This window comes from Pantoea sp. GD03673 (assembly GCF_029844725.1).
GTDB lineage: Bacteria > Pseudomonadota > Gammaproteobacteria > Enterobacterales > Enterobacteriaceae > Pantoea.
On record NZ_JAOCKJ010000003.1, the window covers coordinates 434197 to 459107 of the forward strand.

Annotated in this window: 19 protein-coding genes; 13 read left to right on the top strand and 6 right to left on the bottom strand. The window is 53.6% G+C overall.

The window, feature by feature from the left end:
- Window positions 1-33: 33 nt before the first annotated feature.
- Window positions 34-2154, bottom strand: a complete 2121-nt coding sequence (locus tag N5J69_RS07945; protein WP_279769359.1) for a TonB-dependent siderophore receptor — start codon at window positions 2152-2154, stop codon at window positions 34-36.
- Between the two features lie 467 nt (window positions 2155-2621).
- On the opposite strand from N5J69_RS07945, the gene N5J69_RS07950 reads away from it, so the two are divergent.
- Window positions 2622-3512 carry a MurR/RpiR family transcriptional regulator gene (locus N5J69_RS07950; protein ID WP_279769360.1) on the top strand — a complete coding sequence of 297 codons (891 nt, stop codon included), beginning with the start codon at window positions 2622-2624 and terminating at the stop codon, window positions 3510-3512.
- Window positions 3513-3724: 212 nt separating this feature from the next.
- A complete protein-coding gene (locus N5J69_RS07955) occupies window positions 3725-5698 on the top strand; it encodes an autotransporter domain-containing protein (RefSeq protein ID WP_279769362.1) in 1974 nt (657 codons plus the stop codon).
- Between the two features lie 144 nt (window positions 5699-5842).
- Here the strand turns inward: N5J69_RS07955 and sfnG are convergent, their stop codons facing one another.
- The gene (gene sfnG / locus N5J69_RS07960) at window positions 5843-6931 is read right to left on the bottom strand and encodes a dimethylsulfone monooxygenase SfnG (RefSeq protein WP_279769363.1); all 1089 of its coding nucleotides are present in this window, start codon (window positions 6929-6931) and stop codon (window positions 5843-5845) included.
- 322 nt (window positions 6932-7253) lie between these two features.
- On the opposite strand from sfnG, the gene N5J69_RS07965 reads away from it, so the two are divergent.
- The 4 genes from N5J69_RS07965 to N5J69_RS07980 all read left to right on the top strand — a co-directional run bounded on the left by N5J69_RS07965 (window position 7254) and on the right by N5J69_RS07980 (window position 12555).
- Complete coding sequence (locus tag N5J69_RS07965; protein ID WP_279769365.1) at window positions 7254-7724, top strand: GNAT family N-acetyltransferase; 471 nt, start codon at window positions 7254-7256, stop codon at window positions 7722-7724.
- Window positions 7725-7827: 103 nt separating this feature from the next.
- Window positions 7828-8706, top strand: coding sequence for a 23S rRNA pseudouridine(2604) synthase RluF (gene rluF, locus N5J69_RS07970; RefSeq protein ID WP_279769367.1), 879 nt, complete (start codon window positions 7828-7830; stop codon window positions 8704-8706).
- 319 nt (window positions 8707-9025) lie between these two features.
- Window positions 9026-10900: an AAA family ATPase gene (locus N5J69_RS07975; RefSeq protein WP_279769369.1), complete on the top strand. Its 1875-nt coding sequence runs from the start codon at window positions 9026-9028 to the stop codon at window positions 10898-10900.
- A complete protein-coding gene (locus tag N5J69_RS07980) occupies window positions 10897-12555 on the top strand; it encodes an ATP-dependent helicase (RefSeq protein WP_279769371.1) in 1659 nt (552 codons plus the stop codon). Before N5J69_RS07975 ends, N5J69_RS07980 begins: the two co-directional genes overlap by 4 nt.
- 210 nt (window positions 12556-12765) lie before the next feature.
- Here the strand turns inward: N5J69_RS07980 and N5J69_RS07985 are convergent, their stop codons facing one another.
- The gene (locus N5J69_RS07985; RefSeq protein WP_279769373.1) at window positions 12766-13437 is read right to left on the bottom strand and encodes a hypothetical protein; all 672 of its coding nucleotides are present in this window, start codon (window positions 13435-13437) and stop codon (window positions 12766-12768) included.
- Window positions 13438-14001: 564 nt separating this feature from the next.
- Here N5J69_RS07985 and N5J69_RS07990 point away from each other — a divergent pair.
- The gene (locus N5J69_RS07990) at window positions 14002-14673 is read left to right on the top strand and encodes a hypothetical protein (protein WP_279769374.1); all 672 of its coding nucleotides are present in this window, start codon (window positions 14002-14004) and stop codon (window positions 14671-14673) included.
- Window positions 14674-14766: 93 nt separating this feature from the next.
- Here the strand turns inward: N5J69_RS07990 and N5J69_RS07995 are convergent, their stop codons facing one another.
- A complete protein-coding gene (locus N5J69_RS07995) occupies window positions 14767-15618 on the bottom strand; it encodes a Vmh family MBL fold metallo-hydrolase (RefSeq protein WP_279769375.1) in 852 nt (283 codons plus the stop codon).
- A gap of 145 nt (window positions 15619-15763) precedes the next feature.
- Here N5J69_RS07995 and N5J69_RS08000 point away from each other — a divergent pair, with 145 nt between their 5' ends.
- The 3 genes from N5J69_RS08000 (at window position 15764) to N5J69_RS08010 (ending at window position 17878) form a co-directional block, all read left to right on the top strand.
- Complete coding sequence (locus N5J69_RS08000; RefSeq protein ID WP_279769377.1) at window positions 15764-16645, top strand: LysR family transcriptional regulator; 882 nt, start codon at window positions 15764-15766, stop codon at window positions 16643-16645.
- Window positions 16646-16681: 36 nt separating this feature from the next.
- Entirely contained in the window at window positions 16682-17101 is a 420-nt protein-coding gene (locus tag N5J69_RS08005) for a VOC family protein (protein WP_279769378.1), read from the top strand.
- Between the two features lie 405 nt (window positions 17102-17506).
- Window positions 17507-17878, top strand: a complete 372-nt coding sequence (locus N5J69_RS08010) for a type 1 fimbrial protein (RefSeq protein ID WP_279769380.1) — start codon at window positions 17507-17509, stop codon at window positions 17876-17878.
- Window positions 17879-18140: 262 nt separating this feature from the next.
- On the opposite strand, the gene gabP is transcribed toward N5J69_RS08010, so the two are convergent.
- Both gabP and gabT read right to left on the bottom strand, forming a co-directional pair.
- Window positions 18141-19553: a GABA permease gene (gene gabP / locus N5J69_RS08015; RefSeq protein WP_279769445.1), complete on the bottom strand. Its 1413-nt coding sequence runs from the start codon at window positions 19551-19553 to the stop codon at window positions 18141-18143.
- A gap of 83 nt (window positions 19554-19636) precedes the next feature.
- Entirely contained in the window at window positions 19637-20923 is a 1287-nt protein-coding gene (gene gabT / locus N5J69_RS08020) for a 4-aminobutyrate--2-oxoglutarate transaminase (protein WP_279769381.1), read from the bottom strand.
- Window positions 20924-21033: 110 nt separating this feature from the next.
- On the opposite strand from gabT, the gene N5J69_RS08025 reads away from it, so the two are divergent.
- The 3 genes from N5J69_RS08025 (at window position 21034) to N5J69_RS08035 (ending at window position 24818) form a co-directional block, all read left to right on the top strand.
- The gene (locus N5J69_RS08025; RefSeq protein ID WP_279769384.1) at window positions 21034-22524 is read left to right on the top strand and encodes a PLP-dependent aminotransferase family protein; all 1491 of its coding nucleotides are present in this window, start codon (window positions 21034-21036) and stop codon (window positions 22522-22524) included.
- A 94-nt stretch (window positions 22525-22618) separates the two neighbouring features.
- Window positions 22619-23995 carry a glycoside hydrolase family 10 protein gene (locus N5J69_RS08030; RefSeq protein WP_279769386.1) on the top strand — a complete coding sequence of 459 codons (1377 nt, stop codon included), beginning with the start codon at window positions 22619-22621 and terminating at the stop codon, window positions 23993-23995.
- A gap of 82 nt (window positions 23996-24077) precedes the next feature.
- Window positions 24078-24818: a nitroreductase family protein gene (locus tag N5J69_RS08035; protein WP_279769388.1), complete on the top strand. Its 741-nt coding sequence runs from the start codon at window positions 24078-24080 to the stop codon at window positions 24816-24818.
- Window positions 24819-24911: the final 93 nt, after the last annotated feature.

Below are 24911 nucleotides of genomic sequence, written 5' to 3' on the forward strand. Positions count from 1 at the left end.
ACGGTAAGCGTCAGCAGCGCAGCACGTAGCGCATTAAAATTCCACACGGGCCTGTACCATCAGATTACGGGTTTCACCTTCACGGACGCGCAGATTGCCGCCGCTTGAACTGTAGTAGTGCTGATTAAACAGGTTATTGATATTCAGACGCAGCTGGGTTTTCTCACCGAACAGGCGATTGTTCCACGCCACGAAGCTGTCGGCCACCACATAGTCGGGCAGGGTGAAACTGTTATCGGGATCGCCCGCACGGCTGCCGACATAGCGCGCACCGCCGCCCAGACGCAGCGAGCCGGGCAGACCACTGACCTGCAACTCATGACTGAGATAGAGTGCACCGGCATGACGCGGCGCGTTCTGCAGACGATTGCCGTTGTTATCCGGATTGACCCGATCACTGACGATTTCTGCCTGATCATAGCTGTAGTTTGCACTCACGTCCCAGCCGGGGGCTATCTCACCGTTCAGCTCAAACTCAGCGCCGGTGGAACGGGCCTTATCAATCGCCCGCGTGCTGCCATTGATGTTCAGCGACATCGCCTTTTCGTCAATCCGGTAAAGCGCTGCGGTGGCGAACAGCGTTGGCGAAATCTGCCATTTGCTGCCCACCTCCCAGCTGGTGCCCTGTTCCGGTTTGCCGACATTGCCGTCATCATCCACGTCGGTGGAAGGCGTGAACGATTTGCTGACGCTGGTGTAGAAAGAGACGTCAGGCGTGAGTTTGTAGATCACCCCTGCCTGCGGCAGAAACTTATTGCCCTCATCGTTCAGGGTTTCGACCTGCGGCGTAAAGCCGCGAGAGGCGCGCTGTTCATAATGCTGATAACGACCCCCCAGCACCACAATCCAGTCGGATGAAAGCGAAATGCTGTCTTTAGCGTAGAGCGAACGGCTATGAATACGGTTCAGGTTGTTAGCATTGGCGCTGTTTTCCGTGCTGGCGTCCGTAACCGGTGACAGCATGTCATAGTCGGGACTGAAGTAATTGAACTGGCGGTTAACCCTGCCCTGATACTGATGGGCACGGTAAGTCTGGTTCATCTCATAGTCAGTGCCTGCCACCAGTGCGTGCTGCATACCCAGAATCTCCGGGTTGCCGAGCAGATCCCAGCTGACGTATTTGGTTTTGTGGTTAAACCCGCGATTGGCATCGGCACGACGCGTGACCACGCCTGTAGTGGCATTCACCGCCGTCACGCGCACTTCATTGTTGTCATAGCGCCGCTGGTTCCAGCCCAGGGTTAACCGGGTGCGCCACTCATCATTAAACTGCCAGTCATAGTGGGCATTGAGGGTTTTATTATGGCCCCAGGCGTGGTTGGCTTTGTCATCAAGCCGATCTTTATACCCAATATCGATTGGCTTGCCGTCAATAAAGGCCGTGCCGCGATCGTAAGGAATGTCATAGCGGTAGTCGGCATAGCTAATCAAAAAGCTGGCCTGCTCGCCGAACCATTGCAGCGACGGTGCCACCAGGGTGTGCTCTTCGCTGCCAAAGTTGCGCCAGTAATCCTGATTCTGCTTTTCCGCGATCAGCCGGAAGGCAAAGCCGTTGCCCAGTGGCCCGGTGACATCCAGCGTGCCTGCACCACCGCCTTCACTGGCGTAACGTCCTGTCACGCTGGTGTGCCAGCTGTATTGCGGTTTTTTGCTGACCACATTGATAATGCCGCCCGGATTCTGAATGCCATACAGCAGCGAGGAGGAGCCTTTCAGCACCTCAACCCGTTCGGTCGTGGCATCAACATTAAGTCCCTGACTGCTGCGAATGCCGTCACGGTAGATCGACCCATCAGCATTGCTGCCAAAGCCGCGTCGTACAAAGCCATCTTCGGTTCCGGCCAGGGTATTCGCTTCGCTGACGCCACTGACAAAGCGCATCGCATCGGCCAGAGAGCTGACCTGAAAATCTTCCAGTTGCTGCTGCGTTACCACGCTGACCGATTGCGCCTCATCGATTCGCGCAGTCGGCATTTTACTGGCAACGCTGGTTTCGCTGGCGCTGTAATTGCCCTCTGAGCTGGCATCTGCGGTCACGGTCATATCCGGTGCGCTATCCATTGCTGCACTGACCTGTGGCAGCATCATGCTGGTGCAAATCGCCACGACAAGCGCGGGATGTCGGGACGGATATCGTAAGTCTTTGTTTTTCATTTTTCTTTTCATGTCTGTTTCTGAAGCACATTACGCCCTGCATGACAGGCTGTCTGTCACTCAGGGCTTCCCTGGAGGTGTTCTGCACGATGCAGCAGTATAAAAAGAAGCGATCAGCATCAGGATTCCCGCAACATGACGGCACCCGGACGACAATACTTCTCATCTGTAATTGAGAATCATTCAAACACTCGATAATGTAGTAGTAAACATAATTTGCACGGAAATCACTACATTTACGGCTTGGGTTATTTTTGCAGGCAGGCAAATAAATATTTATTCTAACGCGATGAATAAACGCATTTTATTTTAATTTTTAAGGCTGGATGAGGCATAATCCCACATCTTTATCAGGTGAAAAAGGAAACAGATTCAGGCTTTCACTACATCTTTACGCCATGAAATGCCTCCGCATAAACCGAACCAGGGCGCATTTTAAAACGTTTAACGCGAGCAACAGGTGCAGCATGAAACAGAACAGGCCCGTTAAGAACAAAGTGGATGTGGTGGCAGAGCGTCTTCGCGCCCGCGAAAAACAACTTTCTCCCCGCCTGCTGGCGGTGGCGCACTATATCGATCAACAGCGGGAAACGGTGCTCGACAGCACGGCGATAGCGATCGCGGAAGCGAATGACACCTCTGATGCCACCGTGATCCGCGCCATTCAGGCGCTGGGATTCAGCGGACTGCGCGACCTTAAACAGACGCTCCGGGCCTGGTTTGGTCCCTCGCTGACCTCTGAGGATAAAATGATCACCACGGTCAGTGAGGTGACCAGTGACGTGAATAGCGCCATCGACTTTGTGCTTGCTGGCCACCGGCACGCCTGTGAGATTTTATCGCAGCCGCAGAATCGGGTGGCAGTTGCGGATGCCGTCGCGCTGCTGGGCGAAGCGCGGGAAGTGGCGATTTTTGGCATAAACGCGTCAGGTATTCTGGCGGACTACAGCGTGCGGTTGCTGAACCGCATCGGTCTGCCCGCCTTTTCCCTGAACCGGGCCGGTATTGCGCTGGCAGAACAGATGCTGGCGCTACAGCGGGGCGACGTGCTGGTGATGATGGCTCAGCAGTCGGCACACCGGGAAGGCACGACCGTGGTGCGTGAAGCGAAACGCCTGGGCATTCCCATTATTCTGCTGACCAACGCCACCGACTCCTTTTTTGCACGCGAGGCAGAGGTGGTTATCAATGTACCCCGTGGCGGTGAGAAGGGGCGTATCCCCCTGCACGGCACCATTATGGTCTGTCTGGAGATGCTGATCCTGTCAGTTGCTTCGACGCTGCCTCAGCGTACGGTTAAAACCATGAAACGGTTACAGGACCTCTATCGCGGGCTTAAGCCTGCCAGCAAGAAATAACCTGTCTCACGCAGTCGTGACCGGAACAGCCCGGACTTCCGCGTTACGCTGACCGTCGCGGCTGCGCATTAAGTCAAATTTCTTCGCTTTGCGAGCGCGATCGCGTCTTTTCATCAGCCCGTCTACCAGGGCGACTACGCTTAGAGCGTGCTGCACCTCCGGGTGCGGTTCTTCCTCTTTCTCACTTTCCTTTGTTTTGTGCGGAGCTGCTGATGAAACCCCTTCACGCGCAATACCTTTTCTGCTGTGCAACCCTGAGCCTGCTGTCGCCTTTGCCTGCGGTGGCATGGAGCGACCTCACCGTGTTTGGCGATAGCCTGAGTGATGGCGGCAACGTGGGACGCTTTACCTATGATGGCGCAACCCATCCGCTGTATGACGAGATCCTGGCGCAGTCGCTGGGCGACACCCTGCGGCCCTCATCCCAGGGCGGGAGCAACTATGCCGAAGGCGGTGCCGTCGCGGTGCCCGCCATCAATCCGCTGTTTAATACGCAGGATCAGCTTGATAGCTACCTGGCGGCGCGTGGCGGACGTGCGGATGCGGACGGACTTTATATTCACTGGATTGGCGGCAATGATTTAGCGGCGGCAGCCCTTGCCCCCCTCGCTGCCCGGCAAATCGTGGATAACAGCGCCAGTGCGGCGGCCTCACAGGTCAGCCGGTTACTGGATGCCGGAGCCGGAACGGTGGTTGTCCCCACGGTGCCGAATGTGGGGGCGACGCCCGCGCTGCTGCAGGCGATTCTGCAGGTGCTGGGCCCGGCGGCGCAACCCGCCACGGCGGCGCTGTTTCAGTCACTGAGCACGACCACCACACCGGACCGTGCCGCAAGAGAGCAGGCGATTGAAACCGCGCTTAACGAGGCAGCCGGGCAGGTTTCCACCATTCCCGTTGTCCGCGATGCCCTTGCACAACAGCTGATTGCCGCCTGGCAGTTGCTGAGTCAGGAGGCGGCGACCCTCACCGATCGTTACAATCAGGCGGAAGAGCAGGGGCTGGTGGCAGCACGCGGCAACATTGCACGCGTGGATATCAATGACCTGTTCAATGAGGTGATTGATAATCCGCGGCTGTATGGGCTCAGCAATACGGCGGGCATGGCCTGCCCGCCAGGCGTCTCATCAATGGACTGCACCTCGTCCACGCCAGGATTTTCACCGTCGCAGCAGTATCTGTTTGCCGACCGACTGCATCCCAGTCCGGCGGTGCATGCGCTGATCGCCGACTATATTCAGTCAGTGCTGAATGCGCCGCTGCAGGTGGCGGCGCTGAGTCAGGCCCCGTCGATACTGGCAGCCGATGCGCAAAATACGCTGGATGGGCATCTGCAACAGCAGCGTCAGCAGGCTGGCCGCGCCGGTGAGTTTACCGTGTTCGGCGGTTACGCCGGGCAGCAGCGTGATTTTCGCGGCGACAGCCTGCAGGATGGCGATGCGACCAGTGCCACCGGTACTGTAGGGGTGGGCTATCAGCTGACTGAACACTGGCAGGCCGGTGCGATGCTCTCTGCTACCTCACAACGGCAGGATCCCTCATCGCACTTTGATTACCGTTTACGCGGCAATCTGGTGGCGCTGTGGAGTCAGCTAAATTATCTGGATGGGGGATGGATTAATGCAGATGCCCATTATGCTGATCTCAACGTTGATGATATTGAGCGTAAGGTCAGGCTGGGACCGGCGACCCGCACGGAGAAGGGCAGCAGTGAGGGCAAAATGCTGGGCATGCGGGTGCAGACCGGCTGGGATCTGCCGCTAGGTCGCTATGTTTCCACGGGTCCTGTGGCCCGCTATGCACTCGACTACACCCAGGTCGATGGCTACAGAGAAGAGGGCAACAGCAGCACCGCAATGCGCTTCAGCGATCAGACGCTGCACTCCCAAATTGGCTCGGTGGGCTGGCGCATCGACAGCAAAGATCTGTTGATCAACCCCTGGGCGCAGGTCAGTTATAACCATCAGTTTGGCGACAGCGACGCTGCTGTGACCGCCGGTCTGAAATCGACCCGCACCGCCTTCACCCGCAGCAGCGGATCAGGGGATGATAACTGGATCGATATGGCCCTTGGCGCAAGCGTGCCGATTGGCGCATCGGTGAACGCGTTTGCTGGGGTTTCAGCGGTGTCAGGCCGTAGCGATTATCATCAGGTGACCTGGAATGTCGGACTAAACGCCCGTTTTTAAGGAACAGGTCACAATATAAGAAGACCGTGAAATGGCCGTCTGCCGCATTCTGAAAGGATGGCGGCAGACGACGTGGCGTAAGCAGTGCGCGTTTTTCATTGCGCCGGGCGTTCTGGCGTGACTCTCAATAGTGGCGTGTGGTTTTCACGCTTCGGCCAGTGCCGCCTGCGCCTCCAGCTCACGAACGCGGGGTATGACTTCGCGGCCAAAGAATTCCACTTCTTCATGAAAATGCAGGAACGCCAGCAGCAGCAGATCGACACCCGCCTGCTTCAGTTCAATAATCCGTTCAGCAATCTGCTGGGGCGTGCCAATCAGATTGGTTTTGAAGCCGTCGTTATACTGCACCAGATCCTCAAACGACGATTTCGCCCAGTTTCCCTCGCCTTCAGGTGAAGCACTGCCCGCATTTTTAACCTCATGCTGGAACCCTTTCACCGCATCCGGGTTGGCTTTACGGATGATCTCCTGAAGCACTGCCTGCGCCTGCTGCTCGCTCTCCCGCGCAATGACAAATCCGTTCAGTCCGATTCTGACCTGATGCTGATTACGGGCCGCTTTTTCGCGGATATCCGCAATCTGCACACGAACGCCGTCCGGGGTATTCCCGTTAGTGAAATACCAGTCTGACACCCGTGAAGCCATGTCTCGCGCTGCACGTGAACTGCCGCCCTGGAAGATTTCTGGCAGCGGTGACAGCGGCTTGGGTTTCATGGCGTAATCACGGAAACGATAAAAATCGCCTGCAAAGGTAAAGTTTTCTTCGCGCCAGATGCCGCGCAGGCAGCGAATAAACTCCTCTGACCGCAGATAACGCTCTTCGTGATCGAGCCAGGGTTCGCCTATTGCTTTGAATTCGCCCCGGAACCAGCCGCTGACAATGTTAACGGCGATGCGCGGTCCGTAGAGATGGCTGATGGTGGCGATCTGCTTTGCCGCTAATACCGGATTCCACGGGCCGGGCAGCAGTGCGGCGATCACTTTTAACGTCGAGGTGTGGCTAAGCAAATCCTGCGAGAAGGTGACGGATTCATGCTGATTATCTGCGCCATACCCGGCAGTAAACCGGATCTGCGTTAGCGCATAATCAAAACCCGCCTGTTCTGCAATCTGTGCCAGTTTACGGTTGTAACCGGCATCCCAGCGGGTACGCTGCTCTATCTGACTGATCACCAGCCCGCCCGAGACATTCGGTACCCAGTAGGCAAACTGTAAAGGTTGTGTCGCTGACATGGTCTCTCCTTATATAGCTGAATTAGTGGGGCAAGAATTTTTTCCAAACTTTCAGATATAAAGAAAAGCTAAGCAGTAACCGTGCCATAAAGTAATTTGCTGTTTTTAAAGCAGTATTCAGATTCGGTTGAGGTTAGCGTGTTGCAAATGCGACACGGTTAAGGCAGCCGGGTTGCCAATGCAGCAGCACTGCAAGGAAGCCACCTGGATCGGTGGACGCATCCCGTCATGATATTCGCAATAACCGGTCCAGAATGGCAGTTAACCGGCATGTGCTGTGGTAACGTAGCGAAGCGCGACACGCCAGCAGCCGGAGGAAATCATGATTGTCAGACAGGCATCACCTGAAGAGGCGCACAGACTATGGAGCATCCGAAATCAGGCTCTTCGCTTCGGTTGTCAGCGAATTTACCCATCCGATGTGCTCGCGGCCTGGACGCCGGACCAGATGCCCGCCAGTTTTCCCGCGATGATCCGCGCAAATCCCTTTTTCGTCATTGATAGCCCGGATGGCGCACCGGTGGCGACGGGGGCGCTGGATCTTGCCGCCGCCAGTGTTGAAGCTATTTTTACGCTGCCCGACTTCACCGGACAGGGAATGGCAGGACTGATTATCGACACCATCAAGTCAGAAGCGCGGCAGCGTGGCTACCGCCAGTTGACGCTCGCATCGACGCCAAATGCCGTCAGCTTCTACGAACAGCATGGCTTCCAGTCGCGGGGTGAAAGTCTCTATCCGTCAAAGCTGGCGGGCAGCGCTTTACGCTGTTTTGAGATGGCGATTGACCTGTGACTGCCTGCGGTCGTGAGGCTGGCGAAGCCGGGCAAAAGTTTCCCGCGCAAAGACTTCGCAAGCCCCCGCCGGTAAGGTATAGTCCGCGTTTTTTGGAGGAATCATGCTGACTGGCTCATCAACTCGTCTCAATAAATACATCAGCGAGAGCGGTATCTGCTCCCGTCGTGACGCCGATCGTTACATCGAGCAGGGCAACGTTTTTATTAACGGCAAACGCGCCACTGTGGGCGCGCAGGTATTTGCAGGCGATGTGGTGAAGGTGAATGGTCAGCTTATCGAACCACGCGATGAAGACGATCTGGTGCTGATTGCTCTGAATAAGCCGGTGGGCATTATCACCACTATGGAAGAGGGCGAGCGCGATAACATTAGTGACTTCGTCAACCACAGCAAGCGCGTCTTCCCGATTGGCCGACTCGACAAAGATTCTCAGGGACTGATTTTCCTGACCAACCACGGCGACCTGGTCAATAAGATCCTGCGTGCCGGTAATAACCACGAAAAAGAGTATATCGTGACGGTCGACAAGCCGATCACCGACGAATTCATTGCCGGGATGAGCGCAGGCGTGCCGATGCTGGGCACGGTGACCAAAAAGTGCAAAGTGAAAAAGGAAGCACCGTTTGTCTTCCGCATTACGCTGGTTCAGGGGCTGAACCGTCAGATCCGCCGCATGTGTAAACACTTCGGCTTTGAAGTGACGAAGCTTGAGCGTACGCGCATCATGAACGTTAATCTCAAGGGATTGCCGCTCGGGGAATGGCGCGACCTCACTGATGATGAACTGATTGAGCTGTTTAAATTGCTGGAGAACTCCTCTTCAGAGGATAAACCTGCAAAGAAAGCCAAAGCCCCGGCCAAAACGACGGCAGCTAAGAAGCCGCAAAGGAGTGGTGCGAAACCGGCTGAAAAAGCCGATGCCACTGGTGCTTCGCGTAAGCGCTTTGTCCAGCCTGGACGCAAGAAGAAAGGGCGCTAAAATCAGCCTGATGCAGAGAGCGTGATTCGTCCTGAATGGCGTTGACACGTTATGCCAGGACGAGTCAGATGTTCAGAGGCCAAAAAGATTGGGTATACCGCTGAGCAAATAATTTAAGGTTCTGGGTGAAGCAGGCTATGCACATCACTACTCAATCTGAATAAATTAATGGTCCGCTTTGTGCCAGAAGCGGAAGTTTCGATAGAAATTTCATGTCAAAAAATTGGACGCAGGTCAATGGATACGTGCTTATTCAAGCTGGAATAATTTCACGCTTCGCGTAATTTATTCAGCATAGCAACATAGGACAGGGATCTTTATGTATCTTGCAGAGCTCACTATAGAGAATTTTCGCAAACTGCGCGAAGCCACGCTGAAATTTCAACCCGGTTTAAATGTTCTGGTAGGCCCAAACAACGTAGGGAAAAGTGCAGCAATCGATGCACTCCGAACGCTTCTTGCAGGTCATGATGAGAATTATCCTCGCCTCGATGGTTCTGATAGACACCGTCCGCATGAGGGTGATCCAACTGGTGATATAAGTTTCCATTTTGTCTTCCGTGATCTTAGCCTTGAAGATGAAGCGGACTTTATTACTGCCCTCAAGCCAAATGGGGACAAGACCATGGAGGCGCATATCCATGTCCAGTATACCGATATGGATAAGACGGGACGATTCAAAGTCCGGCGTTGGTGCGGTGATCACCCAGAAGTTTCGCTTACCTCAGATATGATGGAGAATCTTCGGGGGGTCTATCTCCAGCCTCTCCGCGATGCCGCGCAGGGCCTTCGACCTAACCGTAATAGCCAGCTGGCTCGATTACTTCATTTGCTCACCGATGATGCAGGTCGTGACACAATAAATACAGCTTTAAAGCAACTTGACGAAACACTTAAACAAGACAAATCCCTTCAGAGTACCCATAAAGCGATATCAACCAGACATGATACCATGATGGGTGCTCAGCTAGCGCAGGAGCTTGCCGTTGGGCTCAGCGTGACTGATTTTCAGCGCCTCTCTTCCCGACTGACCCTGACAGCTGAAGCCATGGAAATTGATAAGAATGGATTGGGCTTCAATAATCTGATCTTCATGGCGGTAGTACTTAGTGAATTGGCTAAAAATACTGATTCTGCTTTCAGGAGTTTGATTATTGAGGAACCTGAAGCGCATTTGCATCCCCAATTGCAGCGCGTATTGCTGCAATACCTTGCAGGAATTCCAACGAGTGAAGGCGAAAAGCCTGTACAACTATTTGTCACCAGCCATTCCCCAAACTTTGCCAGTAATTCAAAGCTGGACTCTCTTGTATGCTTGATCGAAAACGAAGCTGGCGTTGAGACCTTCTTTCCACGTGATATCAAATTTGAAAAAGGAAAACGTGAAAAGTTAGAGCGGTATCTGGACGTAACAAGGGCTGAACTATTTTTTGCACGCCGGGTGATTTTTGTTGAGGGCGCAGCAGAACTCATGTTGATTGACGCGCTTGCTAAGAAGATAAACTTTGATCTCAAGGGATATGGGGTCAGTCTCATTAGCGTTGAGGGACTTAATTTTGACTCCTTCCTCCCGCTTTTTGGAGAGCGGGGGCTGCGAATCCCCGTCGCTGTAGTAACCGATGCAGATCCATTTGAAGAAGAAGAAGTTGAAGCCGTTGCAGAGGGTGAACAGGCTGAAAAGGAAATTGATGACTTACTTTCTGAGGCTGCCTACCAAGAAGAAACAGATACTCTTGATGATGAAGAGCCTGCTGGCAATGCTGAGAAAAAGAAAAAAGTTAAAAGGAAAGAGGTTTACCCAGCGTTGGGAGATCAGGTGCGGTTATCGGCAAACACCATCAAGATGAAGAGTCTGGAGGATAATTTCGTAAAAGTTTTTCATGGATTGAAGACCCTTGAATATGATCTGGCACTCATTGAGGCGAACCGCGACCCAATGCTTACTGCATTAGCCGACCCGCATCCAAAAATCTCTATAGCTCTGCGTAATATAGTTGATGCACAGCCAGACAATACCGCAAAAACCAAAGCGTTGTTCTGCGGAATGTTTGAGCGAAATGGCAACGGCAATATTCAGAAAGGTCGATTCGCCCAGGCATTAGCAGAACAGATTTTGAAAGAAGGTGATTTTGAAGTCCCTGAGTACCTCACAAAAGCTATTCAGCATGTATGTCAGGGAGTGGTCAAGCTTTGAAACTATCAAAGGAACAGATAGATATCATAGAAGCACCTTTAGGGCCAATTGCTGTCACTGCTTGCGCAGGAAGCGGGAAGACAGCTACAGCCATTCGGCGCCTGATCGCCATTCGGCAGAAAATGCAAAACAGTCGCGGCCGCGTTGTGCTGTTATCTTTCTCCAATGTTGCTGTCAATACCTTCAATGCAGGATATGCGGAAATCGCTGCTGGCCTACCAGACGATGCTAGTCGTCGAAGGGTGGAAGTAGATACACTTGACGGGTTTTTTACCAAACATGTTTTACGTCCCCATGCTTACAGGACTATGGCCGCACCTAAGGCTGCATACTTGGTGTCAGGTTCTGAACCTTTTCTTGCTAGGTTTAAATATTGGCGTGAAGGTCACCCCCCTATGCCATTAAAAGACATAAAAATAAGCATATTAAATGGGGACTTTGTCTTTTATTCCGATACAAGAAATGCCATCGAAATAATTGATAAAGCTAAGGTTTTAAGGATTGTTCATGATCTTGGACGTTTAGGGGCTTACACTCATGATATTGGTCGATACTGGGTATATAGGACCCTAGATTCTCAACCTGCTGTATTGAGGGCGCTGGCAACCCGCTACCCGCAAATACTTGTCGATGAGTCTCAGGATTTGGGAACACTGCATAAGGAAATTTTAAAGCAACTCATTACTGCAGGGGTTCAAGTTACGCTTATCGGGGATGTTAATCAGGGGATTTATGGCTTCGCTGGTGCTGACGGTGAGTTCCTGAATAGCTATGAGGATCGTGCAGAGGTGACCGGCTACAAGCTTACTCGCAATTATCGTTCCCTGCTTCCAATCATAAATATCGCCAACATTCTTAGTGGCCGCCAAGACGAACCATACCGCCAGGGAGAGCAAGGTGGAGCTTATTTCATTGGATACAAGGATTTGGAACTTCCCAAATTAATTGATGCATTCAAGGCCCATATTGATGAGTTAGGCATGCAACATCAGGATGCTGTGCTCCTATGTCGGGGAGCAGACAGAGCCGCAGTAATTGCGGGTAGGACTGTCCCTCCAGGACAAGGTATGGTCAAGCTGTTAGCAGAAGCATCATTGTTAAGGGATCAGCATAGTGACTACCATGGATGCTTTAATTTGGTCTCCCGGGCTATTCTCAGCTTATTGGAGGATATTCCCCATAGCCTCAGTTCTAGACTTCAGGGGGTATCACATTATGCTGAGATGAAGGGAATAAAGCGATTACTATGGTGTTTCAGTCGCAACGCTGATTTGGGACTCCCTTCGTCTGCGCTTGTGGCTAAGACTGACTGGCACTCCAAGCTATTAACGAATGTTAAAATGCTTCTCGCAGAGATTGAAAAGCACTGCGGATATAAAGTTGCTGGCAAAGTAGGAACTAAACTTACTAAGAAATTATTGCCAGATCAGACACTGACCAGTACAGTTTCGGCTCAAGGACACGGGCTAAGAGTCGAGACGGTTCATCAGGTTAAAGGGGAGTCTATCGGTGCGGTTATGTATGTGGCTAAGAAATCCAATATCAAAGCACTGCTTTCAGGTACAGGTGATGAAGAAGGTCGTATCGGGTATGTCGCAATAACTCGGGCAAAGAACTTGTTCTGGCTGTACCACAATCATGCCTTAAAGAATTAAAAGAAGATCTCATTACAGCTGGTTTTCAGGAATGGACCTAACTTGCCGTTATTGATCCTACCTGAACTAAATTGAAGAGAAAAATTTAGCTCTGCCGCTCTAGCCCGGGCTAATGGCCCGGTTTCGGTGTTCCGTAAAAGAGGTTTAAAAGCGTGCCTATTGACTGAGGGCTTTGAAGGTCAATGATGCAGATCAATTCGCACGACTTATTCAATCGCCGTAATCGCCCACCCAACTTGGTGTCGGGCCGTCTGGAAATATCCATTCATAGCCCGTTTGCTCCTTCAAACGCGCAAGTATCTTATAAAGCCGTTCGTGAATTGAAGAGTCGATGAATTTTATTAGGTCTTCCCACTCATTTCTTCCACCTATATGAAGCCCTAAACTCATTTGTGCCTTCACATAAAATTGTGTGCCGCTGAACGCAAACCCTACTAAACTGTCAATCGATTTATGGCCTCCGTTATGGGCATAACGTTCGTTACGAATTTTATACAGATCATCATGAACAGCCCGTAGGTGGACAGGGAGATCATTCCGTTGGAGAACGTAAGTGCCATTGCTTTTGGCGAACAAGCGTGCATAGCTGACCACAAAAGCGGTTGTTAACATCTCCTGTTCCAGCATCGACTCAGTAGTGATTTCAAACTTGGTCGTACGAAGCCGATGATAAATGTAACTAAGGCTTGTTGTAGTAGGTATTACCTTTATAAGTCTAATCAGACTTTCAATCTCTTTATCGCAACTGCTAATAATCTCCGCCCCTTTCTTCATTATTTGTTCAAAAGGCGATCTTAGATCAGCTGGTAATTTGCTAAAAAATTCTTCAGAGACGCTGTAATAGTCGTCGCCTTCAAAAATAGGAGGAGGTGACATAGCCATCTGGGTAAACCCTGTGTTGAGAAATTGCACCATATTCAAACTAATTGGCGGTGTTTATCAAGATAAATTAAAGCCTCAATTTTGCTTGGAAGCGGAAGAACTTACAGAAGGACGAGAGTAAAACTGAATTTCAAAACCGGCTCAAAGCGCGGTATGTCCTGCGGGACATGGAAATCATTCCTTGATGTCTAACGCCTTTAAAATCTGCCAATTCTGTCCATTTATCACGTGATAACCCTACAAATTAGATTACCTTGTAAGTTCGGAAAGTCCTATGTCCGCTCCTCGCTCAGAGCGGACGTTTATCACCGGCAGCCACTACATGTTTCAAAACACCCTCTTTTTTTGATATCAAACACACTATTTCATCCGTCGCACGATTACCGTGAAAACCCTGTCGGCCTGTGATGTCCGGCAGGTTAACGTTGTTCCTCATTCGCCAAATCAGATCGTGCGATTCATGCCTCCCGCCAGATTTTAATGTGCTCACATTCAGAACAACGACACTTTTCACCCTGATAAGGGCGTGGCAGGATAAGCGCAATCTATCAAGGAGTGTGCCTGATGCTACTGAAAAGTATGAACGATCCGCTGCTGAAAGCGTATCAGCATCCCAAATCACGGATGATGATCAGCCGTTTCAGGGGACTGGCGGGCGACAGAAGGCTCAGTGACTGGCAGGCGTTTTGTATTCTGGTCACCGGCTTTACCAATTACTGGTATGTGCAGGCGGGCCACTACACCATTAATGTCACGCTGACCAAAACCCGGCAGTTCGACTTCCTCCAGGACTTTCTTCATTTCACGGTCACGCTGGATGGATTGATCGGCGATGAACATTCCCGCAGCCCGGACTTTGTATTGCCCCATTATGATGTGCCGTATGAATTCTGCCGCTGGCGCAACAAGCGCGGCTATGACGCGTTAACCACCTATGTCAGTAAACAGGGTGTGAAATCCCATAAAGGCATGTTTATCGCCTCGGCAGGCGCGTCTGCGGAAGAGCAGGTGATGAAATGGGAAGGGGTGGTCAATGTCTATGATAAAACCTTTTTCAGCATGACTAACTTCAATACCACCCGGGAATTTCTGATCAAAGACATCAGTAAATCCATCCAGGAAGGATTGCTGAAGCACCTGAGTTTTTACCGCGACCTGTTTGACTACATCTTTCCCACACCGGCAGAAGCACGTTTACAGGCGCGTGACGACAGGCGCTATCTGGCCAAAAGATAGCGCCCGGTCTTCCTGACGGTCCGTTACCGGCGTCCGTGCAGATTCGTCGCCGGGAAGCGGCAGACTATGCCGTTCGCTGGCCCCTCTGCAGGTTTACCACTTCATCTCGCCGGTGTTCACTTTCGCGCTGAGTTCCAGTGACGCTGGCTCAGCCAGTGTCGGCCAGGCCGTATTCATGGCGGCAATCACCTCCGCTGAGGTTTTGTGTTCTGACAGCGCCGCTTCAAAACTCTTCAGATATTTCAGGGTGAAATCCACGGCCTGCGAACCGGCCGGACGCGCACCCAGATAATGACCCGGAATAACCTGCTTCGCGTTGAGCGTCTGCATCTCACTCAGAATATGACGCCACTCAGCGCGGCTCTTAGCGGTCTGCGTGTCAGCCGTCCAGACATGAATGCCAGAGGAGAGGGCCGTACCGCCCAGGACAGCACTGAGAGAGGGGATCCAGATGTAGGCGGCGTATTGATCAGGATGACGCAGTTCCAGCACCTCGCCGTCGACGCTAAAGCGAGTCTGATGCGTGACTGCTGGCACAAAAACCTTATCCGGCGCGCCCTGTTTCATCTGAGGGCCCCAGTATTTCAGTTTGGCGTCATGCGTCTGCTGGATATGCTTCACCACCGCAGGTGCAGCAACGACCTTCACGTCCGGCCAGGCTTTAACAATGGGCTCCAGACCAAAGTAGAAGTCGGGATCGCCTGAGGTAATCACAATCTCCTTCAGCTTTTTACCGCTCTTTTTAATCATCTCCACCAGTTTTTCACCATCCTGGGTGCTGAACTGGGCATCAAAAAGAATCGCTTCAGTTGGCCCAGAGACGAGTGTTGAGGAGACGGCAAATATCCCTTTCTCCTGCGGATTATAGGTTTCCAGTTGCAGAGTGGCCGCGCTGGCAGAGGCCGAAGCCAGAACGAGCATCACAGGTAACAGCACAGTTTTCATTGAAAATCCTCAGAGATAAAAGCCCGCCTCAGGCAGGGACAGTGGGCGATGTTCAGGGTAGGCGTGCTATTTTACGCATCTGATTATCTGTTAGAATTCCCACAATCAGAGATGCTGAGTTTCATAATCCGAACAGGTGGGCGGGATGGACAGAGTAACGGCAGCCGCCGTGTTTAACCGGATATGCGAGCTGGGCAGCCTGAGTGCCGCCTCACGTTCGCTTGGGATCTCCCGTCCGATGGTCAGCCGTTATCTTGAAGAGATGGAAAAGTGGGCGGGAACCCGTCTGCTGCATCGCTCTTCGCGCCGCCTGACTCTGACCCCAGCCGGTGAGGCGATTCTGCAAAAGACCCGCCAGCTGGCGCTGCTTTCAGAGGCGATCCAGCAGGAGACCACGCAGGGCGTTCCGGCCGGAACGCTGCGAATTGCCTGCGCCCACTTCACCGCACTTCATCTCGTTGGCCCGGTGATCCCCGATTTTCTGGCCCGTTATCCGGCCCTGCGCATCGAGCTGGACATTAACAATCAGCCGGTGAGTCTGATTAGTGAGCGCATCGACCTGGCTATCCGTATCACCGATGCACCAGAGCCAGGGGCAATCGCTCGCCGTCTCGGTGAATGTCACTCCGTCCTCTGTGCCTCACCCGGCTATCTGCAGAAGCGGGGTATTCCGCAAACACCTGACGATCTGACGCAGCATAACTGCCTCTATTACAGCCGTTTTGCCGGGCAGAGCTGGCATTTCACAGCGAATGGCGGTGAGAAAATCGCTGTCGCCGTAAAGGGGAATTTCAGTGCTGGCATCTCGTCACTGCTGTGTGAGGCGGCGATAGCAGATTGCGGGATAGCGATGGTGCCTGAACTGGAGGCACGCCAGGCGCTGAAAACAGGGAAGCTGGTGACACTCCTTACCGAGTATGAACCACAGCGGATTGGCATCTGGGGGCTTTACCTGTCGCGGGAACACCAGTCTGCCGCCCTGCGTATGATGCTGGATGAACTGCAAACCAGCCTTCAGAGCCGGTGATGAGAGGGGAGCGAACTGATAACAATGGAGTCTTCTGTGAATGACGAAAACCACCTGTACTGGAACCGGATGGTGCCGGAACTGACCGTGACTGACTTTGCCGCGTCGCTGCATTTTTACACCGCAGTGCTGGGTTTTGAGGTGCGAATTCAGCGACAGCAACCCGATTTTGCTTACCTCTGTTATGGTGAGGCTCAATTGATGATTGAGCAGTGCCATTCCGGGGGATGGAACACGGCTGACCTGCACTGGCCACTGGGGCGGGGCATTAATTTCCAGATCGAAGTGGATGACATCGGGCCTGTGCTGGCGAGCTTAGCGCAGCATGCCGTTCCGCTCTATCGGGCATTACGGGACAATCACTATGACACTGGCGGGACAACCGCCTGTCAGCGGGAGTTTCTGGTGCAGGACCCGGACGGTTATCTGCTGCGATTCAGTCAGTATCTGGAATAAACGAAAAGGCATTCGCATGATTACTGACCAAAGCGCGCCAGGGGGTGAGCGGATTTTTGCTGAATCTGTTGTTGTCTGAGCGTTCAGTTAAATAAATCAAAGCGGTTGTTTTTATTTAATGCGATTGCCTTTATTTAACGCGAAAGATAAACGCGTTCCTCAGTAAGTTTCATGTTTATCCTTCTCTTTACCATCCCTGGCAGCGCGAGGCGCAGGCGGTAAATCTTACCAGTCCGCATGAGAGGACGGGTGATTTAAGTAGCGCCTGTCATGTAAGAATAAAAAATATTTACGCCTGCGGTCTTCTTCACTGATGGACTACACTCACATGACTTCTCTGGATTGGGATAATTCTTAATATCAGTTTTACAGCTGATTTCACTGCGCTAAGGGTGAGATTTTATCATGCACTCAGCACTGAATTTCCGGGTCTCCGAGCCGATAATGAAGGGTAAATCCCCTGGAGGAAACACAATGAAATCCTTTGTATCGATCTGCTTTTCCACGCTGCTGTTTAGCCTGGCGGGGCATGTGAGCGCAGACCTGAATTCAGGGAGTGTCAGTTTCAGGGGCACCATTACCCATGATTTGTGCAACATCAATACGGTTACCACGCCGGTTGTTATCGCATGTCACGACCCTGTCAGTGGCAAGGCTATTATCACTTCCGTTGATCTGACGAAGCCGGAATCGCTGAGGGTTTTACCTGCTGAAGTGAAAATGCGCTGGAATAATCCCCAGAAAACCACCGGGGTCATGTACGTCAGCTATTTTTAATTTTCTTTCCTGTTTATTCATGCTCACTAAGCCCGACGCTGAAAGGTGTGGCTGGCATCTTACCTGCTGTAAGGCACTTTATTGTGCACAGGCCTCCGCTTTCTGCCTGATTGGGCTTGTGAGACGGAAATAAGCAGATAACGCGCGAACGTTCAATTTACCGCTGAGAACAACAGGTGTTGCATCTGTTCAGAACATAAATGAAAAATGCCCGGCTTTAACATTAAAGCCGGGCATTATTTATCTGCGCCGCATCTGCTGCTTAATAAGGATCAGATGACCGCTGGGTAAAGTACTTAGTGCTTTGCCGATTCTCCTTTTTACGACGCAGAACAAGGCTGGTGGTGATAATCAGCAGCGTTAGTCCGCCGGTTGCCAGCAATTCTGCCTGATGCTTCACGTCAAACAACATAATGACCAGCACCGTCGAGATAAACAGGATTGTCAGCCACGTCAGACCAGGGAATAACCACATCCGGTAACTCAGGACTTCGCCCGCTTTTTCACGCTTTTTACGCAGCACAAGATGCGAGACGGCAATGACCAGATAGACCAGCAGTGCAATCGCGCCCGACGTCGCCAGTAAAAATTCAAACACGACACTGGGCGCAAGGTAATTGGCAATCACTGCCAGAAACGCCGCTGCGGTTGAGAGCAGCACCGCAACCCACGGCGTGCCGCTGCGATTGGTGCGTGAAGCGGCAGCAGGCGCATCTTTGCGGCGGGAGAGGGAGTAGAGCATACGCGATGAGGTATAGAGCGCAGAGTTAAGACAGCTGCACACCGCCATCAGTACCACCAGGTCGACAATCAGCCGGGCATGGGGAATGTTCATCGCGGTTAATACGGTCTGCCACGAACCCTGTTCAACCAGGCCTGGCGTGTTCCACGGCACCAGCGCGACCACAAAGAAGATCGACAGCAGATAGAACAGCGCAATACGCCAGATCACTGAGTTCGTGGCCTGGGTGATCTGCTTGCCGGGATTCTTCGATTCGGCGGCGGCAATCGTGACGATTTCTGTACCCATAAAAGAGAACATGGTGGTCAGGATGGCCGCCACGACCGCACCCATACCATTCGGCATGAACCCGTGCGTGTCATAAAGATGCGACAGGCCGCTGGTCTTGCTGTCAGGCAGCAGACCCAGTACCGCCGCACCCGCCACGCCCAGGAAGAGGATGATGGCAACGACCTTGATGAGGGCAAACCAGAACTCAAACTCACCATAATTTTTGACGCTGAGCAGATTAGTAATCGTCAGCAGTAACGTGATGGCAAAGGTATATTGCCAGATGGCGACATCAGGGAACCAGGCGTGCAGAATCGTCCCTGCTGCATTGGCTTCCAGTGGGATCACCAGCACCCAGAACCACCAGTAGAGCCAGCCGATGGTAAATCCTGCCCAGCGGCCCAGCGCTTTGTCCGCGTAGGTTGAAAATGAGCCTGAATCGGGTGAGGCGACGGCCATCTCGGCCAGCATCCGCATAATCAGAACCACCAGCGCACCGGCAGCCGCATAAGAGATCAGCACGGCGGGACCGGCTTCAGAAATAGCGTGGCCGGAGCCGACAAACAGCCCTGCGCCAATCACGCCCGCAATTGAGAGCATACGCACGTGGCGCGGTTTCAGGTTTTGAGCCAGCGAATCTTCATTATTCGCACTCTGAGTCATCGTCATGTAAACGTCTCCAGGCGACGCCCGGCCTGAATGGTCGGACGAAAGGGGAACAGGCTGGCGTTAACGCGCCAGCGAAATCAGGCCAGGACGACGGGATGTCCGGCAGAGGCAACACAGTGATTGATCACTGTGGAGAGAATGGTCAGCGCCTGGCTGAACTGGTCATCAGGGATGGTGAGCGGATAGAGGAAGCGAATGACGTTGCCTTTAGCTCCACAGGTCAGCAGCAGCAGGCCCTGTTCCATTGCCCTCTTCTGAACCGCCTGCGCGGTGCTGGCCTGATAGAACTCCATCGCCACCATTGAACCCAGCGCACGCACGTCGGCAATGTCCGGATGTTTACGCTGATGCTCCTGCAGTTCAGCCTCAAGCCGGGCACCGAGTTCAACGGCACGCTGGCAGAGTTGCTCCTCTTCAATGACATCCAGCACCGCATGTGCCGAGGCGATAGCCAGCGGATTACCGGCATAGGTTCCGCCCAGGCCACCCGGCGAAGGCGCATCCATCACCTCTGCACGACCGGCGATGGCCGAGAGCGGCATACCGCCCGCCAGGCTTTTTGCCATAGTAATAATGTCGGCCTTCACCGGGTAGTGTTCCATCGCGAACAGCTTGCCGGTACGGGCAAATCCGCTCTGGACTTCATCCGCAATCAGCAGAATGCCGTGACGGTCAGCCAGCTCCCTGAGCTGTACCATAAACTCTTCAGGTGCAGCGTGGAATCCGCCTTCGCCCTGCACCGGCTCCAGTACGATGGCGGCGACATCCTGCGGGGCAATGTCCTGGGTGAAAATCTCGTCCAGGCTGGTGAGTGCCGCCTCAATGCTGATGCCCTGAACCGCGCTGGGATAGCGTGCGTGGAATACCGACGGCGGCATCGGGCCGAAATCCCGTTTGTACGGTGCCACTTTGCCTGTCATCGCCATCGTCATAAAGGTGCGGCCGTGGAATGCGTTACCAAAGGTGATGATGCCGTGACGGCGGGTATAGGCCCGCGCCACTTTGACCGCATTTTCCACCGCTTCCGCGCCGGTCGTGAAAAAGGCCGTTATAGCCGCACCCGCGATTGGCACCCGGTCATTGATACGCTCGGCCAGGGCGATGTAGCTCTCGTAAGGGGTGATCTGGAAGGCAGTATGGGTAAACTTTGTTAACTGATCGGCAATCGCCTTTTCAATACGTGGATGGCGGTGACCCGTGTTCAGCACCGCGATGCCGCCAGCGAAGTCAATCCAGCTGTTACCGGCCTGATCCCATAAGGTGGCGTTTTCTGCCCGGGCAACGTACCAGTCGCACAGCGTACCGATGCCTTTAGGGAGAGCCTGTGCTTTGCGCTGCTGCATCAGGTTATTATTTTCGCTCATTTCATCCACCTCGTTAATATGCGTGTTTACAATTCCCGACAAACACGTTTATTTATGCCTGAGGCGTGGTGAGTTGCCAGAGCCAATTGTCAGAGGAAAGGTGGAGCCAATTGCGACTCTTGTACGCAGATCATCTATTAGCACAGTTACAGTTTCTAAGAACCGGCTCATTACATCAGCGGCTGCTGAACTGTATGCAGACCGCGATCGCTGAAGAGGTGTTTCCGCGCGGAAGCCGTTTGCCGCCGACCCGCGATTTGGCGCGTGAACTCGGCGTGTCGCGAAACACGGTAATGCATGTCTATGAAAGTCTGATGGCACAGGGATATGTCACCGCCCGCACCGGCAGCGGCACCTGGATTGCCGAGACGCTGCCGGAGAACGCTCTGCAAAGTGATGCGATTGCCGATCTTCAGGCGGTGAGGGCGCAACCCCCGGCGACACTGTCAAAACGGGGTGCCAGTCTGCTGGGCCATGCCACCGCATCGCCCTATCAGTGGGGCGCGTTTGTGCCTGGCGCGCCCGATGTCACCGAATTTCCCCACAAGCTGTTCAGCCAGATTCAGGCGCGGCTGAACCGCGAACCGGATGTACACCGCCTGGTCTACAGCAGCGGCGGCGGCTGTCCCGATCTGCGCCATGCGCTGGTGGACTATCTGCGGGTGGCTCGCTCGGTCAGGGCCGATGCCGACCAGATCCTGATCACCGAAGGGGTACATCAGGCCGTTGATCTGGTGACACGGGTGTTATGTGATCCCGGCGATCGGGTCTGGATGGAGGAGCCGGGCTACTGGGGAACGCGTAATCTGCTGCGCATGAATGGCCTGAAGATTCGTGCGATGCCGGTGGATGAGCAGGGCCTTGTGCCGGACAGCGGGCCGGCACCGAAAATGGTTTTTGTCACGCCGTCCCATCAGTATCCGCTGGGGGTACACCTGAGCCTGGCGCGTCGTCAGGCATTGATCTCACTGGCACGCCGTCATCAGAGCTGGATTGTGGAAGATGATTATGACAGTGAATTTCGCTTTTCCGGGCAGCCTCATCCCTCACTGCAGGGGCTGGAAGCCGATGCGCCGGTCATTTACATGGGAACGTTCAGCAAAACGCTCTATCCCGCGCTGCGTATTGGCTACATGGTCGTGCCGAAACCGCTGGCACAGCCATTGCGCATCGCGGCAGCGGAACTCTATCGCGGCGGACATCTGCTGATTCAGCGGGCGCTGGCGGAGTTTATTCGGCTGGGTCATTACATGGCGCACATCCGTCGGATGCGCCTGCTTTACCGGCAGCGACGGCAGTTTCTCTGCAGGCTGATCGAGCGCTATCTTGGGCCCGCCTTTTTACCGGCATTCAACCATGAAGCAGGACTGCATCTGGTGATGCCGCTGCCTGCAAGCGCTGACGACGTGGCGATAGCGGCAGAGGCGCTGAAGCGTGGGGTCAAAGTGCGGCCGCTTTCGCAATATTACATGCACCCGCAGGAGGCGCGTGGGTTGCTGCTGGGTTATGCCTGCATCAATGAACGGCAGTGTCAGGACGCCTTTGGCACACTCAAAGCCTGTCTGATGGCTGCGGGTCTGGTCTTCAGTCCGCAACGGTAGCGGCTCCTGTGGCCTGTTGAAACGGCGACAGTTTCAGGGCTGCGCCTGCGCTAACACATTGACATTTAATCCGCGTCACCGAGAATACACCTCTTTGCGGCCCGACCAGACAATACTGGAGTTTATCATCGCCCTTCATCCCTTTTCTGCACAGGCCAGAGCAGCTATTAAACGCGGCGCTGCGCTGGCTGCGGCGTTGCTGCTGGTCAGTTGCGCGTCTGAACCGCCGAAATCGCTGGTGACGCCGTTTCCACCGGTAACGAAACAGCCCTTACCTGCACCCGGCAAGCCAGCACAGCCTCAGGTGAAGCAACCGATGCGGGGCGTCTGGTTAGCCACGGTGTCCCGTCTCGACTGGCCACCTGTGGCGTCGGTGAATGGCACCCTTCCGGCGCAGCGAATCCGCATGCAACAGCAATCGCTGATCGACAAGCTGGACAAGTTGAAAAGCCTGGGTATCAACACGGTGTTTTTCCAGGTGAAGCCGGATGCGACGGCGCTCTGGCCTTCTAAAATCCTGCCCTGGTCCGATATGCTCACCGGCAAAATCGGTGAAGATCCAGGCTACGATCCGTTGCAGTTTATGCTGGATGAGGCGCACAAGCGCGGTATCAAAGTGCATGCCTGGTTTAATCCTTACCGGGTTTCTGTGAATACCAAAGCGTCTACCGTCAGCGAACTGAACCGCACGCTGTCACTGCATCCGGCCAGCGTGTTTGTGCTGCATCGTGACTGGATCCGCACCGCAGGGGACCGCTATGTGCTCGATCCGGGCATTCCTGAGGCGCGCGACTGGATCACCAGCATTGTTGCCGAGGTGGTGGCGCGTTATCCCATCGACGGCGTGCAGTTTGATGACTACTTCTATGCCGAATCGGCCGGTTCACTGCTCAGCGATAATCAGACCTTCAGCCGCTATGGTCAGGGTTTTGCCAGCAAAGCGGACTGGCGACGTCATAACACTCAGCAGCTGATTGAGCAGGTATCACGCACCATCAAGCAGCTGAAGCCAGAGGTTGAGTTTGGTGTCAGCCCGGCGGGCGTGTGGCGCAATCTCTCGCACGATCCTGCCGGTTCCGATACCCGCGGGGCTGCGGCGTACGACGAAGCCTTTGCGGATACCCGCCGCTGGGTGCAGCAGGGCCTGCTGGACTACATCGCCCCGCAGCTCTACTGGCCATTTGCCCGTCAGGCTGCCCGTTACGACGTGCTGGCAAACTGGTGGGCAGAGGTGGTGAAACCGACCCATACCCGGCTGTATATCGGTCTTGCGCTCTACAAAGTGGGCGAGCCGTCAAAACTTGAGCCTGACTGGATGCTTCAGGGTGGCGTGCCTGAACTGAAAAAGCAGCTCGACCTGAATGAATCAAATCCCCACATCAATGGCACCATTCTGTTCAGAGAAAACTATCTGAATCAGCCGCAGACACAGCAGGCGGTGAGCTATCTTAAAAGCCGCTGGGGAGGCTGAAAATGCCCCGGCAGCATGACCAGTGCGGTTAAGTTTTTCCCTGTGACTAACTGCTATTCTTGCGCTTTAAATGGGAGGAACCATGAGCGAACTGATTAATATTTTTACAAGTCATAAAAGTGAACGCAGTTTCACTGAGCAACCTGTCGATGAAGCCGTGCTGGATCGTATTATCAGTACCGCTTACCGCGCACCGACATCAGTAAACTCACAGCAGGTTTCTGTGGTGATCACGCGTGATGCAGGTCGTCGCGCAGAGATCGCCGCCATTGCTGGCGGTCAGCCCTGGATTGCTAAAGCACCGGTGTTTATTACCTTCGTGCTGGATATGCATAAATCAGCGGTGGGCATGGCCGCTGTCGACCAGCAGCAGATCGCCCATCAGAGCATCGAGAGCATCGTGTCAGGTTCTACCGATATCGGCATTGCGCTGGGCTCGGTCATGGCCGCTGCGCGTGCAGAAGGTCTGGGCATTGTGCCAATTGGCGGTATTCGTCGCGATCCACAGGCGATGATTTCACTGCTGGACCTGCCGCCGCTGACCTTCCCGGTTGCGGGTGTGGTCATCGGTCACGTTGACGAACCTGCACATCAGAAACCGCGTCTGCCCCTGGCAACCTTCCGCCATGATGAGACCTATCAGACGCAGGGTCTGGAGCAGCAGATTGCGGCCTATAACGACGAGATGGTTCAGCACTGGAAAAACATTGGTCGTCACGACGGTGAGAGCTGGAGCGAAAGCGTCAGCGGTTACTATAAAAACATCTACTTCCCGGCAGTACTGCCAGCATTGCTGAAGCAGGGTTTCGGCACGGATAAATAAATTGTTCTGCGTGAAGTGAAAAGCGAAAGGCCATCCGTATCGTGTTACGGGTGGCCTTTTTCATTTTGTTACTATAACGAAATGTGACTTTCT